General features: G+C 44.6%; 8 protein-coding genes. All 8 read left to right on the forward strand.

Features of this window, described 5'->3' with window-relative positions:
- Positions 1-658 precede the first annotated feature (658 nt).
- The 8 genes from AC4II3_RS23120 (at position 659) to AC4II3_RS23155 (ending at position 16,834) form a co-directional block, all read left to right on the forward strand.
- On the forward strand, positions 659-4,351 hold the full coding sequence (locus AC4II3_RS23120; protein WP_488011564.1) for a hypothetical protein: 3,693 nt from the start codon (positions 659-661) through the stop codon (positions 4,349-4,351).
- Positions 4,332-7,118 carry a hypothetical protein gene (locus AC4II3_RS23125; protein ID WP_488011566.1) on the forward strand — a complete coding sequence of 929 codons (2,787 nt, stop codon included), beginning with the start codon at positions 4,332-4,334 and terminating at the stop codon, positions 7,116-7,118. The genes AC4II3_RS23120 and AC4II3_RS23125 overlap by 20 nt, the downstream gene beginning before the upstream one ends.
- Complete coding sequence (locus AC4II3_RS23130) at positions 7,108-10,155, forward strand: RHS repeat domain-containing protein (protein ID WP_488011568.1); 3,048 nt, start codon at positions 7,108-7,110, stop codon at positions 10,153-10,155. The genes AC4II3_RS23125 and AC4II3_RS23130 overlap by 11 nt, the downstream gene beginning before the upstream one ends.
- A 425-nt stretch (positions 10,156-10,580) precedes the next feature.
- Entirely contained in the window at positions 10,581-13,325 is a 2,745-nt protein-coding gene (ptsP, locus tag AC4II3_RS23135) for a phosphoenolpyruvate--protein phosphotransferase (protein WP_488011570.1), read from the forward strand.
- Between the two features lie 38 nt (positions 13,326-13,363).
- Entirely contained in the window at positions 13,364-13,663 is a 300-nt protein-coding gene (locus AC4II3_RS23140) for a hypothetical protein (protein ID WP_488011572.1), read from the forward strand.
- 68 nt (positions 13,664-13,731) lie between these two features.
- A complete protein-coding gene (locus tag AC4II3_RS23145) occupies positions 13,732-14,415 on the forward strand; it encodes a class I SAM-dependent methyltransferase (RefSeq protein WP_488011574.1) in 684 nt (227 codons plus the stop codon).
- A complete protein-coding gene (locus AC4II3_RS23150) occupies positions 14,405-14,770 on the forward strand; it encodes a Lin0512 family protein (protein WP_293020836.1) in 366 nt (121 codons plus the stop codon). The genes AC4II3_RS23145 and AC4II3_RS23150 overlap by 11 nt, the downstream gene beginning before the upstream one ends.
- A gap of 612 nt (positions 14,771-15,382) precedes the next feature.
- On the forward strand, positions 15,383-16,834 hold the full coding sequence (locus AC4II3_RS23155) for a choice-of-anchor Q domain-containing protein (protein WP_488011576.1): 1,452 nt from the start codon (positions 15,383-15,385) through the stop codon (positions 16,832-16,834).
- The last annotated feature ends 98 nt before the right edge of the window (positions 16,835-16,932 follow it).

The raw sequence follows: 16,932 nt of genomic DNA on the forward strand, positions 1-16,932 counted from the left end.
TAGCTGATAGCTGATAGCTGATAGCTGATAGCTGATAGCTGATAGCTGATAGCTGGTGTGTTTTTTCACAACCAGCTAGTATTCCCATGACAAAAAACAAAACTAAAAACTCAGGACTTACGCACACAATCCATGGGTAGGGTGGGCAAGGTTTTGCCCACCCTACAGGTAGCGCTAAATTGAGGGATTTGCGTAAGTCCTAAAACTGAAAGCTGCCCTAGGACAAAAGGGTGCGGGGGATGTTCGATGAGACTTGGAAAAAAGAGAAGCTTTGTTGGCAGGTTTTAAATCCAGCAGTCACAAAATGACTCCTCAACCGTCTTAGAACTGGAAAGGACAAAACCGGAAGGAAAGGATAGCCTCAAACCGGATTGTTCTGGAGGATGTTCTAGTTTTATTTCAGAAATTTCTCCCCACACTCGTACTAACACTAGTAAGAGGTAAAGAGGTAACTGAAAACAACAAACAGGAACATTATTGAATCGAAACCTTAACCCTAAAGGAACAAAAAAGATGGAAAATTGCCGTCAAAATGTTTCTATAGTGCCTTGCTTGATGTTTTCAAAAGCAATGGCAATCGTGATAGTTTTCGCCTTAGCTATCCCTCAAAAGTAGTACTTATATACAAAAACAATACCAATTCATAGGAGGGTTAACATTGAGTAAAAAATATTCTGCACCATTCTTGGAGCGAGGCGGTTTAGAGGACGAAAATATCGACCTCTTCACCGGCAAAATTAACCTCACTATCCCCATTGCCACATTGGATGGGATTAGTCCTCAATACCAGGTGGTTTTAAACTACAGGTATAACAATAGCCACAAACTGCTTTTCCAAAAGTGGAACCGATTTTGGGAATCAGGCTGGCTGGGGGTAGGCTGGTCGATGAGTCAACCGGATAAGATATTCCGCATGAAGCTTGCATCGAAGCAAGGTTTTGACTATGGGACTCACCTCGATGAAATCATTTACTGGGTCAGGAACGGTAGTTTTTCCCAGTTGATGGTCGAAGAAATAACGCCAGTATCCGGAATGCGACTCAAGATCGCCTATCGCCTCAGAGAAGACCTCTCGATCAAAATCATCCGCCACACCGGCGAGGGTTATGATGGTGACGGCGAATGGAAAATCATCTATCCCACGGGGGAAATATACCACTTCCGCCCAGAGGAGGGTGTGGAAGACACAGAAAATCCCTCCGCTGAATATCTTCAGACCAAGCAAGTCCTAGAGGAAGTGAAGCACTTGACGGGTGAAGTCACTTCTGCCTCAGCGGAAAAAGAAGTGTTTTGGAAACACCCTCAAGGTAGTAGTCCCCACCGTTACTACAGTCAATTTATTTCTGTGGATGGAGAAAACCAACAACAGTGGATTCGGGCTTGGAATTTAACCAGTATTGAGGATATTTACGGAAATAAAACCGTATTTTCCTATGCCCAAGAAATTCAGCCAGTCGGGAGAGGTGAGAACAATCAGACCAGTACTATCTATAGTTACCTATACCGGGTCGAAAACGCGAATGGCGACAAACTGGTCATCAATTATCTACCTAAGGATCGTTCGGAAATTAACAAGCAACACCTGGTTGCGGAAGAACCCAATGGTTATCAAGAACGACTTCAGAAATTAAAAATTGCTTCTGTTGATCTGGTTAGTCAAGGTCGAATCCTCAGAAAACAACTCGAAGAAGGACAGATTAAAGCAGACACGCTTTACGCGAAAAGGGTCTTGTCTAAAATCAAAACTTTGGAGTATGGTCAAACTCAAACCAACTTTGTGCAGATCGAACCAGACCTCGCTTTTACGTATTACACCGAAGCCGATGGTGTAGATAACAACGCTGATAATAGTAGTACCGAACTTCCTTTTTACAAAGATGGTGCCTTATTTGGCGCGCTTAAGACTATCACTGACCCCCTAGGTTGCCAAACCCTCTACACCTATGGGGAACAGGAAATCGACGTTGAAAGGAGTATTTCCTTTGATGAAAATACCGGTCTTTCAGAGATCGAACATCAATCTGAATCTAATTACCTGTTAGTCACGGGTAAGAACAATAGTGACGAAAAGGAACTACGCATCCATTACTGGACCAACGACGGTTGGAAGACACAAACCCTTCACACCGAATCATCTTCCCAGAACCCAAGAAGCTTGTTTGCACCGGGAAGGTTAGTGACTTCCGACGACACCATTGCTTTTTCAGGCAACGATCGTAAAGTTAAAATTTACGAGTTAGACAAGAAAACGGGTGCTAAATGGGAGCAGACGATTACCGTCGATCCACCCCCCAACGACGATAACTCCTCAATGCCGTCGGATATCGTCCCAGTGCTTTCCTTGAACGAGAATTATCTCGCCATTTTTTATCCTCGCGCCACGATCGATGAAAATAACGGCCAGAGGCGGCAAACCATTCACATTCTACCTAGAGACCATGCCAAAGAAACTTGGATCGACCAACCCAATCGGATCTATACATCCAGTACTTTTCCAATCTATACACCCGTCGATCAGATTAGGGAATACCAGATTGCCACTCGGAATCGGTTAGTTTGTGTCGTTCAGTTAACCTGTGCGGGGGGGAGTGACGCTGACGAGACCAAATACCCACTAAAAATCGGTTACGTTTTCTTTAACTTAGACAATGATTATACCTATTACAGCTATCCAGGGACGACCAGTATCACTGGTTCTTATCTCTATGACTCGGGGAGTAGCACATACTGTAATGCCGGTGGATACGTCAAACAAGAGGGATTTAATTCCCTGACCATCATGGACAATTTCATCGCCATTAACTATACCACTATCCCGAAGTACAACAGTGGCGATTTAAATTATGAGTTCAACTTCGGTCAGGTTTTGTCCTACGAGCTTGAGGGCCGGGATGATTGGAAGGTCAGCCCCCATCCCATTCAAGAGGATATTAACAATCGCAATTTCCCGCAAGCCGGGAACAGTCCCAGGTGTTATTATGTCCCTAACTTTTCTTTAGTGACGGACTCTCAGTTTCTGGGATGCTCCTATTCCATTGGGATTGCTCAGAATATCAGCGATGGTAATCCCGAATACGATGATGATGACAGAAGGGAATACCAACACTTCCAAACAGTAACGTTCTTTTATACCTATGACGGGAAGGAGTGGAAAAAAACTGAATACGACGGTGTTAACTGGCATCCACTAAGTGGGGTCAATCAATCATTGACCTTCTATAACGTGGGTTTGAGTCGCCTGCAATATATGGACAAAGGGGTTTTTGCCAAAACTCACCAAGTCACGCCCAACTCTCACAAAGATCTCGATGCCAAACAAAAAGAATTTTTAGTCTACAAAGAGGATGAGGAAAGATTTTTAGTTAAATATCTGCCCACCATGCCTCTGGAACCCGAAAAGCCAGACAAACCCAAACCCCCCAAGATTGCCGTAATTTTTGGATGGATTACGTTTGGTCTGGAGATCGTCTCCATTGCCCTAGGCATTGCCTTGATTCCGGTCACGGGTGGGGCCTCTGGTGTCGCTGCCGGAGTACAGATTACGGGGAAAGTCGCAAAAGGGATCAACAAAGCCATTCAAATCGTAGACACGGTTAATCAGGTCGTCGGTGCCATCGGTTCTGTTGCGACAGCAATCGTTACGAACCAAATGATTAACAACATGATGGATTCTATGGGGGGGGTCGGCGTTTATTCCTCTGGATTCAAGCGGTTTGTCGTTGAACGCAACGCTATACTGTATCGCAATAGTCAAGGAGACTTTGAAATTACCAGCGATCGCTTGGAAGCAGGAACCAGCGGCGAGTTAACCTACCATAGCTTTTTTACCCCTGAAGATGACTTTATTCCCTTTGTCATTGAGATAGAAGACAATCAGTCCATTCTCTACTTCAAAATTTTAAGAAACAACAAACTTTTGGACCAGCCCATTGAAGTAGAAAGAATACCAAGTAATCAACAGAAAATGGTAGTATCTGGTGGGTTTAGCAACGTTATTCTTTACAATGGTTGCCATGAACCTCAATATGAAGATGATAGTCGCTGCAGTAGTACTCAACCAAAGTCATACAAGATTTTCAAATTCTACGATGAAGCACTCAAAGGTAAGATTATCGACTATATCGTCAGCAAAACCACAACCATTCTAGACAACGAAAGAGAATTTCCAACTGATTACGAATACGCTTCAGCCAGAGCACTTTTCGGTATTGGGATAGGAGGATTCTATAAAGAGGTCACAGTATACCCAGGTGGTACCGAGTCTGGTGAATACAAGAAGTACTATTTCTACAATGGCAACGAGGAAGATTCTGAATTAATTGAGGTGGAAAATGAGTCAGCGGCCAATTAATGAGTATGGTCAATTTGTCAGGGGCAGTTTGCACAAAGTAGAAGTTTATGTCAACGATACTGCTCAGCAGACTGAAGAGTATACTTATAAGCTCAAAAAGCAGACTGATACCGATAGCTATACCAGTCTCAAGAAAGAAGATGCTCTGGAATACGATGACGGTACAGTTGCTCGTCAACAAAGCTACATCTACAACAGTAGAGATCAGATCCAAGAAGTCGTGGAATCTGCTTATGATTATCAGCGGGACAGTGTTACTGTTGATACCTTCCACATCCAGCGCACCAAATATCTTTGGGAAAATTTTCAGGACCAGCCAGACCACGAAATTTTCCAAAGAAATATGCTCAGTTTGCCAGATGAATCGATTCGCATTACGGCTGAAGGAAATCCCGATACTATCAAAAGTCAAACAGGTCAGAAGTACATCTATATAGATGCCGGTAATTCCTACTACCAACAGGAATTGTTCGTATCGATTTCCTCAGATCCCAAGGATTGGGGGGAGGAGAATTGGCGAAAAGTGGAAGAGGTAGAGGAAAGAGATATTCAAACTAAGTTACCCATCCTCAAATCTCTTCATGGTCTCAACCAAGATGGAACCGAAGCGCCTTCCTATACGAGAATTATTCCTGCTGTTGTCGATTCCGACAGCAGGAAGAGTCGCGATAAGGTGGTGGCAACAGTAGTTAGTAAGAGCGATCGAGATTTCTTCTATCTCCCCATCGCTAAATATGAGGAACATTATTTGGATGAAGAGGTTTGGAGCATTACTAACGGTGCTATTATCGCCAACACCAACTCCAAGTTTAGGAACAATGTCGTTACATCCGTCAGTGGGGAGTACCGTATTGCTTTTTTGAAAACAGGAGACCTTTCTTCAGAGAAAAAATACGTCATCTGTGGATGGATTAATCCTGGCAACAGTGGCATTAATTTGGTCATGAATGGGGAAACGATCCCCCTAACTGACGAAACGGGTGATGTTTGGGTTTATTTTGAAAAGCTGATCGATGAGGGTTCTAGTCAACTAGAAATTGTCGGTGGTCCCTTATCAATGGTGGACTACCTGTGGATCGCTGCTGTAGATTGTGACTTCTCGATCAATGCCTTTTCTAATTCTCTAGACGAACATATTGCGACCATCAGAAAGAACGGTTTAGTCGATTACCGCATTTATAACGACAGGAACAGTTTGTGCGATCGCTTTACCATGTCCTCTGAAGGCAAAATTTTTGACTACGAAATTAGTCTTTTCAGTTTCAGTCGCTTCGATAACCATGCCATTTACCCCGCAGCAGCACAAACCGGGGATTTCGATCCCGAACATCCTAACTGTAGCGTGCAAATTTCCTTTGTAGAGGACGGCTTTTATCTTCCCAACTTTTCCCTCGCCAGTCTGAATACAGCGGATTTTGGTCTGAAAGTGCAAAATTTTAACTACGGTAACGATGAGTTCGGAATTTTAGCCCTAGACCAAGATAGCCAGCTCTTGTTCTCCTTAACCTTCATCAAAACCACCGAACAGCCTTTGCGTCAAGGGTACTACACCTTCACGACCGCGAATGACGAACCCCTGACAACCCCACTCGAGTTGGCAGCGCGGGAGTGGTTGTTGGTCGTCACTCGGGGGGTATTCTTCTTTTTTGGCGATGGCAAGTTACTGCTTTCATCCAAAACCGTTGACTTTACAGCAGCCACTTCTGTCAATCTAGGGGCCTATAATACCGGTGAATTTAGGGATGCCTTCATTTTCAAAAAACCAGTTATCAGCACTATCTTCATCGATTCCAAAGGACGGGCCCGTCAAGCACAGAGTTTAAGTCTTAACTACACAACCGAAAAACTAACGGATGTCGTCATTAAGGAATTTATCTATGACGGTTTTGGCCATCAAATCATTGTCACCAAAAACGCTAAAGCTAGTAGTCCTAGAGATGAAGAACTGTTTGCATTCCGAGATAACTTCATTGATGACATTCAAGACAACGGATTCTTAACGGGTGAATTGAAAACCTTATTAATGGATATGGATTTTGGTGACTTTGACACTTCCTTGCCTTATGTCAGGTTTGCCTATGATGGACTGCTTAACCGCAATACCCTTGATACTCTGCGTCAAGGTTTTCCTTACAATTTTAACGCTGACTATCAGAAAGACTCATCTTATAACGGTGAGGCAGAATTAAATGAATTGAGGGCAGCCGGGGGGATTCCTAACACTCGCCCCCTCAGAGGAATCACTCAAAAAGTCCCCCTTGATGGCGAACAAAAGATTCATTATTCCTTCTTGAGTGGTGCCCAAGGCGAGTTTCTCGTTAGCCAAATCAAACTGGATGACAACAACAAAATTGTTTGGAAAAACCAATCTCAGTGGGACAACTCCCAACAAGTCCTGAAGACGTTAGCACCTCAAGATGACTTAGAAAGTACCGTAACCTTAGCGAACTCTGACAGAAGGCAGATTGAATGGCAAGATCCTGACCAATCCGGTACAACCTATGTCATCAAAGATTATTTCAACCGAATTCGATTCACCAACGATGCCGACGAACGCAAATGGCGCTACTTTAAATACGAGCGGTTAGGACGAGTTTGTGAAGTCGGCATTCTCAAAGATGTAGATACGATGCTGCCTGGGGAAGTCCCTAGTTACTTGCTCGATCGAGCCAACAATATGGACTACCCCTCCACAAGCAGTGAAGGTGAAAGTCTGACCGAATACTATTACGACATGGATGATTTCCGGGAGGGATATGATGACTAAAGTGACGAAAAACTTACAGGGTCGCTTAGCTCGAGTTAAGCATCGGGATAGCCTTGACGATAACTGGGTGGAGACCATTTTCCGCTACGATGACCTCGGTCGAGTCGCACGAGTAGGAGATGGAGAAGCGAACCCGAAAGTTGTTCATTATGAATACAACAATTCCGGGCTAGTGACAAAGATGACCTATCCCACTAACACCCCTACTGAAATCGAGTATAGTTACGACTATCTGGGTCGTCGGTGCGAAATCAAAAATAAGAGTCGCGATCGAGTTTATGCAACCAATTATCAATACAATATTGAACATCAATTGGTATCGCGTACTCTCAATCCTGAGAGCGACCCCTATGATGAAATCATAAAATATGACTTTCAGGAACGGCCGATCGACAAAGATTACAAAGCCAATAGTGATTCCTACTTCAAGCAACAACTTGACTACCTACCGGGATTTTTGTCCCAAATTCCCGTGAATCAACTGGAAAATGCTCCAGATCGAAGGACTAGGAGACTTAGGAATCCGGGGAGGCGCAAAGCTTCTAAGAACAAAAATTTTCCCTCACAAACTTCCGTCTCAAATCTTAAATTCAAAGCGAACAGAGGACTAGCTGCCTTCCAGTCCGATCTGGATTTTGAAACAGACTTGTATCTGGAAGATAATCGGTATTGTACTGTATTCACTGAAGATGACTCGGGTACAACCCTGATTACCCTACATTTCACAACATTCTTGCCAAACCTTCAATTCAGTTTCACCTACCAAAGTATGTATGGGGGGTACAAGATTGAGGTCTTGGATCAAGGTGGCATGTTTTTACGCGTCTTCAATGGTCGATTCATTGCTGGAACTGAAAACAATGCCAGCTTATTTGAACTTGAAGAGGACGGAGAGGGGTTTCGATTAAAACAATTACTCGATCCAGACAGCTATTGGGGTTTGGATGAGGACAGCCAGGTGATTTTTGTGGAACGCACCAACGCTGTCACGATGTATAAGGATGCTCCATCACAAGCACCTGAAGGTTATATCTTCTGTCAACCCAATGGACAGACTCCACCGCAACCTAGTCGGGACCAGGAGATGACGATGATTAGAGGGTCTAGACCGAATGGCGAGCCAACATACTACCTGGTTGTCAAAAACAGTCAAGACCCAAGAACCCGCTTCCGTATTGAGGAAATTGAAAACGTAGAAGAGCAATTTCATATTAAGGTATTAGATGGAGAGGCAGAAGATCGATTGCTCGCTGTTGATGATACTCATTTGCAAGTTGAATCTTTTCCATCAACATCATCAGGCAATGCGAAAACTCGTTTCGCAATGTCCAATCATCAAATTCCTCCGCCTGGAGGTTATGATTATTACGCTATCAGGACGATTATGATTTACCCAGGCGAACAGGTTATCGGGGTGAGGAACAACGAGGCTGTTCGCGGTGCAATTACGTCTGGTTGGTGGTTGAGAATAGGTGAACCCGCGCGGGGGTCTCTTGCGCAGCAATCTGCTGGGGCACTTCTCAATGCTACTTACAAATCTGATTTCATCGTTAACACTACGTTCCAGGGTTCTAAATACAACTTCAACAACCTGGATGTCGTCTACGACTATGATTATTTGGGGCGACTGATCGCTTCTGCCCAAGAGAGTGAGACCAGCTACCAATACGATCGCAACGGTAACTTAGATCGGATCGATGGTCGTAGCTACGAGTATTTTTCCGGTTCTAACAAACTGCAACGCATTGTCGATAATGGTCAGACCCTGCGTGAGGTTGAAGATTATGACGAACTGGGCAACATTACCGTCATGACCAACTCAGAGGGTCAGCAAGTTACATTGACGAGACGAGTGCTAGGAGACCGAGTCAATGGCGTACAGATTCAAGGCGGAAGCAACATCACCTTCAAATACGACGGTTTGGGTCGAAGAGTGCAAAAGCAATCAACGACGACTGAAGAATACATCTACGGTCGGGGTAAACTGCCTTTAGTTGTTAAAGGGGTTGCTGGTGTTGATGAGTTGCTCTACATTTATGACGGCGATAGCATCATCGGATTCGAGGAAAATGGTAATACAACCTATTTACTGAGCGATCGTCTTGGTTCCACTCGAGTTGCTCTTGATAGCAATAACAATAGCTTGTGTAGCTTCGATTACGATGATTTTGGGAAAACGGTAGTTGCTCCCTCATCTGAAAACGAGGCACAGAAAGTCAGCTTCCGCTATGCCGGTCAATGGTGGGATGAAGATTTACAACTTTATCATTATCACAGCCGGTTCTACGATCCAGACTTGAGGAGATTTATCAGTATAGATCCAGCAAGGGAAGGGTTTAGTCCTTACGTCTATGTCGGAAACAATCCCATTAACCGTATCGATCCTTCTGGATTATTTTCATTCAAAAAAAGGTCGGGGAGTTACGATTTGCTGGAAGCACAATCTGAGAAAAAAAGTGAAAAGAAAAGCAAGTTCGACCTCATCAAAGAGATGTTTGGAGAAGCAAAAGATCGACTCTCAGAGCTAGAAATTCCAGGGAGAACAGAGGATTCACAATCAGAATATACGATTAGTTCGGAACTCTTCGACCAAAATAATTACGGCAGCCAACTGCAAAACCTAACGTCTGGTATTCGACCAGAAACTCGGCTACACGAGACCTACATTGGTACAACTGCATTCAGTACTGCGGATAGTCCCCGCTTCACCTTAGCCTCCTACCTAGAGCCTCAAAGAGATCTAATTGAAGCAGGCGATATTAACAGCGTACTCCAATTTAGCCAATTGGATTATGCAATAGAGCCGGATTTTCAAGCCATGCTTCAAACACCTGAAAGTAAGGCGATGAACGATTCGTTTGAGCAGATGACAGCGAATATTCCTCCCTCTAGCTATACCCAGGGTGGCAAGGAGATAGCAGTTACTCCACTCTTAAGGGACAAAGTCGAGCTAATTTTAGCGCGAAGGGCAGCAGAAACTGGAAGATTTCCAACTAAGGCAGAGGAGGATGAAATGCGAGAAATGCTGGGAATTTAATATAGCAGTTCTCAATTTTATGAGGTACAATAAACTGATTTTTTAGGGAACAGGGAACAAGGAACAGTAAATGTATTGAGGGGGTGACAGGCTCCCTCAAACACACCAAAGAGAGACTTTTAACCCACATTGGGTTAAAAGTCTCTGTGTTGTAAAGGTGCGCTTGACCCATTAAGAATTAAATTCGCCACGGGTCGCACCTAAATGTTGCTAGTGGTGCTTTAGGGACGGGGGAGCCCTCATTTTCAGCGTTGCTGAATATCGGAATGTAATCACATCTATTCGGGTCAGTTGTCAGTTACTCTCCATTATTCTATTAATCAGCAATGCTTTCCCTTTTGCCTCTTGCCTCTTGCCTCTTGCCTCTTGCCTCTTGCCTAAGCGAGTATGTTCACAACTCAAATACAAAGGTGTTTATATACCTTATGATTGGAATTGTGATTATCTCCCACAGTGCTAAGCTAGCGGCTGGGGTCAGGGAATTAGCTGAACAGATGGTTCAGACATCCGTACCAATTGCGTACGCAGCGGGTATTGATGACCCAGAAAATCCCTTTGGTACCGATGTGCTGCAAGTCCAAGCTGCCATTGAGTCGGTTTACTCCGATGCTGGGGTAGTGGTATTAATGGATTTAGGCAGTGCAGTGCTCAGTGCAGAAATGGCACTGGAGTTTCTGGATCAAGACCAGAAAAGCAAGGTAAGATTGTGCGAAGCGCCATTAGTGGAAGGTGCGATCGCAGCGGTTGTGCAAGCTGCGGCTGGTGGTGATATCGAGCAAGTGATTGCTGAAGCTAGATCAGCTTTAACCGCTAAAGCTTCTCAGTTATCAGTTGTTGATAGTAATGATAGCAATGATAGTACTGAGTTTGACCCGCTGGGTGGAACGGGCATCTTGCCCGTGGGTGGGACGGGCTGTTCCAACCCTGGCTACGAAGGGGAAAATCAGGGTGAGCCCGTCCCTGAAGCACCCTACGGAACTACAACCAAAGAAATCCATCTTACTGTCCAGAATCCACAGGGAATTCATGCTCGTCCTGCTGCCCAATTTGTTACTACAGCTAATCGATTTAACTCTGAAATTACGTTACAAAATATCACCAAAACTAGCAATATAGTTAATGGAAAAAGCATTAATAATGTGATGCTTTTAGGTATACAACAGGGAGATGAAATAGTCATCAAAGCAGTAGGAGAAGATTCCGAATTAGCCTTGATAGCGTTGCAGCAGCTAGTCGATAACAATTTTGGCGAAACAGTAAATAAAGCAAAAGAAGACATCAACCAAGACTCTAACCCTCCCAGTAACCAATCCCTTAACTCGTCATCTGTGACACTTGATAGGTTAGTTGGAATTCCCGCTGCTGCTGGTATTGCTATCGGAGCGGTTATTGTCTACCAACCCAAACGTCCAGAAATTATTGAAGAGCAAACAGATAATCCTCAAGGGGAGTGGGAAACCTTACAACTTGCTATTAAAACAGCACAACAGCAACTTGAACACCTGATCAATACTGTTACTAACGATCAGGCAGATATTTTTCAGGCTCACTTGCTCTATTTAGAGGATCCAGCCCTAGTTAATAGAGCTTATCAGATTATAGTTAACCAGCATCTATGGGCAGGGGCCGCTTGGAAAACTGTAATCGATGAAACCGTAGCAAATTACCAAACTCTGGAAGACTCCTACATGCAAGCTCGCGGAAATGATGTGATCGATGTCGGCTGGCGAGTGTTGCGATTACTGACGAATAGAAAAGAAACCTGTCTAGATCAGGACTTACGCAAGAGCCCCCTAAATCCCCCAATTCTGGGGGACTTTGACATGATTACCCCCCAAAATTGGGGGGCAGGGGGGCAAAACCAACTAAACTTCGTAAGTCCTATAGAGTTGACTGAGCCTGGTATTCTGGTTGCTGCTGATTTAACTCCCTCTGAGGTCGCGCAACTAAATCCGATCCAAGTCCTAGGTATCTGTTGCGCTAGGGGCAGTGCTACAGCCCATAGTGCCCTAATCGCCAATATGCTCGGTATACCGATGGTGGTTGGTGTTGGTCAGGATCTGTTGTCGTTGCCAGCTGGTACGGAGTTGGCAATGGATGGGACAACCGGTCAAATTTGGGTAGAGCCTTCTGAGGAACGGAAGCAAGAATTACAGCTACAGAGCAACAGTAAGGATGAATTACCTACAGAGGTAATTACTCAAGATGGACACAAAATTCCCTTGATGGCAAATGTTTTGGGAGAGGCTGATGCTAAATTGGCTCTCGATTGTGGTGCTCAAGGGGTCGGTTTACTTAGGACTGAGTTTCTTTATCTGGAACGCTTAACTATTCCGAGCGAGGAAGAGCAGTTGGCAACCTATCAAGCCATTGCGGAAATTATGGGTACCCATCCCCTAACGATTCGTACTTTAGATATTGGCGGTGACAAGCCCATTCCCTTTCTCAATCTAGCTTCTTCTGATGCTCCCTCTGCTCCGCACACCCCAGAGCCTAACCCTTTCCTAGGATGGCGGGGAATTCGTCAGAGTTTGGATTGTCCAGAGATGCTCAAAATCCAACTGCGGGCGATTCTACGAGGGAGTTATGGACACAACATTAAGGTGATGTTTCCTATGGTTTCCTCAGTACAAGAGGTAAGGGCTGCTAAGGAAATCCTAGCAGAGGCTAAAGCCGAGTTGCGCCAAGAAGGGCATCGTTTTAATGAACAGATGCCAGTGGGGATTATGGTAGAAGTCCCGGCAGCAGTAACCATGGCTGATCAGTTAGCCGCTGAAGTGGACTTTTTCAGCATTGGTACTAATGATTTGAGTCAATATGTGATGGCCGCTGACCGTACTAATCCTAAGGTGGCCAAGCTCGCGGATGCCCTTGAACCGGCTGTGCTACGGATGATTCAGCAAACGGTAACTGTTGCTCATCAAGCAGGGATTCCGGTTAGTGTCTGTGGTCAGTTGGCATCGAATCCAGTAGGGATACCGATTTTATTAGGGTTAGGGGTGGATGAGTTGAGTGTGAATCCACCTGCGATCGCTACTGTAATTTCAGTTATTTCACAGTTGAGTATCAACCAGGCCGAGATGCTTGCTGGTGAGGTGTTGCAGCTAGATTCGGCTCTTGCGGTTAGAGAGTATAGCGCTACGCGCAAGGCAATAGGCAATAGGCAATAGGCAATAGTTTACTAGAACAGCTTTTGCTGCTTTTATAAATGTTAAACACCTTAATCGGTAGTGCTATATATTGTCAAGCAACTGGACAGGTCGGTTTGAGTCTTGGCAGGAGTGATACAGCGCTACGGGCAAGGCAAAAGGCAAAAGGCAAAAGGCAAAAGGCAAAAGGCAAGAGGCAAAAGGCAAAAGGCAAAAAAAAAGAGAGCCGTGTTACTGACTCTCTCGATCATCAGGGTGCATCTTATATTTCAAATATACCTGAGCAAATGAGGGGTGTCACCCCTCACTGCAAAAATCAGCCAAATGGCTTAGCTTGTAATGTGGTACTGCTAACCTGATCTCCCTCACAAGACAGGCATTTAGATTGGAATAGTTAAACTTAGGAAGCATTAGCAAGCCCAGACCTATGTTCGAGGAACAACCCCAAGCACTACAGCAAAAGGTCAAACTTTTGGCATTGGAATCAATTCGCCAAGATAATCCATCTCAATGGTTTGAGGTTTTATATGCCGAAGCTAATGGGGATTCGGGGCAAATACCTTGGGCGCGTTTAACACCCCATCCCTATCTACAGGATTGGTTAGAGCAGAATACACCCCAAGGGTCGGGTCGCTCTGCCCTAGTGGTTGGTTGTGGGTTAGGGGATGATGCTGAAGCGTTGGCGCAGCAGGGTTTCCAAGTGACTGCCTTTGATATTTCCCCGACTGCGATCGCATGGTGCAAAAAACGATTTCCCGATTCCCAGGTCAAGTACCAAGTGGCGGATTTATTTGCCTTAGATCCAGCATGGCATCACAAATTTGATTTTGTCTTTGAATGCCGTAACATCCAAGCCTTACCCCTGAAGGTGCGGTCAACTGTGATGAATGCGATCGCATCCTTACTCGCCCCAGGAGGAACCCTGTTAGTGATAACTCGATTTCGGGATAGCGACACTGAACCGGATGGTCCCCCTTGGCCGTTGTCGGATACAGAACTAGCTTACTTTCAGGAATTGGGCTTACAAGAAATCCATCGTGATACTGTCCCAGAATCAGAGGATGATCCGATTCAACGGTTACGCATTGAATATAGTCGCCATGGTTCGTAAACGCTTAATTATAGAAATGGGAATGGGAGTAGACCAACACGGTCAAGACCCAACCGTAGCAGCAGCACGAGCTGTACGCAACGCTATTGCTCACAATGCCTTACCTGGTGTTTGGGAAGTAGCTGGTTTAGAGCATCCCAATCAAATGATAGTTGAAGTTCAAGTCGCCGTGCCTTACCCAGAGCAAGTCCGGGAAGATGAAGTACTCGCTGTACTACCTTTTGGTCAGAAAACTCTATCCCTTGAGTCCGGTGGAATGGTGGTTCAAGGCAGGGCAATTCCAGAACTTAATGATAAAAATGATGAGATGCTGATTGCTGTTGCAGCGGTTACTGTTTTGGTGGATAGCGATTAGTAACTTAGGCAAAGCAATCTAATCCTAAGCATTCAGCATTCAGCATTCAGCATTCAGCTATAGCGTTTTCAAACGAGTTGTAAAATCATAGATTGTCGAAAAAGGCAATAGGCATGCTAGCAATAGGCAATAGGGGCAAGAGCTCCATCGTTTTTTAATAAAATCAAATAAGACCTTTTCCGTTTACATCTCAAATGAAAATGCTATAGCGTTTCTAGGACTCATGAGGTACAGTTTTCTTTGACGTTGATTCCCTTTGAGGTGCGCTTGACCCATTAAGAATTAAATTCGCGCTTATTGTCGCACCTCTTAATGCAGCGCATCGCTATTCCCTCTTATCTGTTCCCTGTTCCCTATTCCCTATTCCCTTTTAGATTTCACCGAATTTAAACCCAGTATATTTTTATATTTTAAGCTAATTAAAGCTTTGATTAATCTAGTACTTTTAGCGGATAATTTTTGGTACGTTTTGATAAATTAGTTTGATAACTAGCTCAGTAAAATCGCTTAGGGTGATCGCTTAATTAATTTTGTTTTTGGAATTTTATAGTGAACTAGTTAATACCTTGAATAAAGGAATTACTTTCCTAATCAAAATACCAGGAGAAATAAATGGCTACTTTGATCGTTAACACCCTAGCTGATGAAAATAATCCAGTTGGTTCCGGCGGAAATCTTTCTCTGCGAGAAGCCATTAACGAAGCCAATAGTACCCCAGAAGACGATATCATTACCTTTGATCCCAGCCTCAGTGGAACAATTAGTCTCACTAGTGGAGAACTAGTGATTACGAGTAATATCAGCATTGAAGGTAATGGTTCTAATATCACTGTAGATGCTGGAGGTAGTTCCCGTGTCTTTAACGTTGATGATGGAAATCCAAGCATTAATCAAACCGTGGGCATTGATGGGTTGACCATTCGCGGAGGGTCCGCCAACGGTGGTGCTGGTATCTTGAATCGTGAAATACTAACTATTACTAATAGCTTAATTCGTGATAATAATGCTACTTCAACAGGTAGTTCATCTGGCGGCGGCATTCTCAATAACGGAACTGTTAATATCACTAACAGCACTGTTACTTTAAATCAAGCTTCATACTACGGTGGCGGCATCGCTAACTATGGAACTGCTAATGTCACTAACAGCACCATTTTCGGCAATTACAGTGCGGGCTTTTACGGCGATGGCATTTTCAGCAGTGGAGGGGCAACTACTACTGTAACTAGTAGCATCATTGCTGATGGAGTAAACGGTAATAGGGATATTTCCGGGCCTTTCATCAGTGGTGGCAATAACCTGGTTGAAGCTGCTAATTATGGAACCGGCTTCACTAATGGGGTGATGGGAGACTTGGTTGGAATTGATCCAAACCTAGATGGATTGGGCGACAATGGTGGTCCTACTAGAACCGTCGCACTTCTTCCTGGTAGCCCTGCCATCGATGCTGGCAGCAATCCTAATGGCTTGACCACTGACCAACGAGGTGCTGGATTTGCACGAGTATTCGGAAGTAGTGCGGATATTGGTGCTTTTGAAGTACAGCCAGTTACTCCACCAGTAGACCCTCCACCAGTAACCCTTCCACCAGTTATATCAATTGGGATTCTCATCGGTACTCAACGTGATAATCTCTCCGGTGGTAAAGGTGATGATTCCTTATCAGGTTTCAGTGGTAAAGACACTATATTTGGTAATGATGGCTGTGATACTCTCAATGGTGGTTCTGGCAAAGACCTGTTGTCGGGTGGCAATGATCATGATTTACTCCTTGGCGGTCGCGGTGGAGACACCCTTGATGGCGGCCAAGGGGATGATACCCTTGAAGGTGGTTTCGGTCGTGATTTGTTTGTCTTGAGAGCTGGTGATGGTGAAGATACTATCCTGGACTACTCTGATGGGATCGATCAATTCACTTTAGATGGTCTGAGCTTTGGCCAACTGGAAATTGTCCAAGGTGATAACGGTACTGTAATCCAGGTTGATAGCACTGATGAAGTCTTAGCGTCTTTGGTTGGGGTGGATGCTAGTGTGATTGATGCTGGAGACTTTATCAGTATCTAAGGGAGAACGATCCCATTAACACCCTATCCTGACAAGGTGACAGTGTGGGGAGATGGGAACCCACCCCTAACCCCTCCCAGGAGGGGAATGTGGGGAGA

It is taken from the genome of Moorena sp. (assembly GCF_982860115.1).

What these genes read in the sequence shown, in the direction of transcription:
- AC4II3_RS23125 (WP_488011566.1), top strand. Translation starts at nt 4,332, where the DNA reads ATGAGTCAGCGGCCAATTAATGAGTATGGTCAATTTGTCAGGGGCAGT.
- AC4II3_RS23130 (WP_488011568.1), top strand. Translation starts at nt 7,108, where the DNA reads ATGATGACTAAAGTGACGAAAAACTTACAGGGTCGCTTAGCTCGAGTT.
- ptsP (WP_488011570.1), top strand. Translation starts at nt 10,581, where the DNA reads ATGATTGGAATTGTGATTATCTCCCACAGTGCTAAGCTAGCGGCTGGG.
- AC4II3_RS23140 (WP_488011572.1), top strand. Translation starts at nt 13,364, where the DNA reads ATGTTAAACACCTTAATCGGTAGTGCTATATATTGTCAAGCAACTGGA.
- AC4II3_RS23145 (WP_488011574.1), top strand. Translation starts at nt 13,732, where the DNA reads ATGTTCGAGGAACAACCCCAAGCACTACAGCAAAAGGTCAAACTTTTG.
- AC4II3_RS23150 (WP_293020836.1), top strand. Translation starts at nt 14,405, where the DNA reads ATGGTTCGTAAACGCTTAATTATAGAAATGGGAATGGGAGTAGACCAA.
- AC4II3_RS23155 (WP_488011576.1), top strand. Translation starts at nt 15,383, where the DNA reads ATGGCTACTTTGATCGTTAACACCCTAGCTGATGAAAATAATCCAGTT.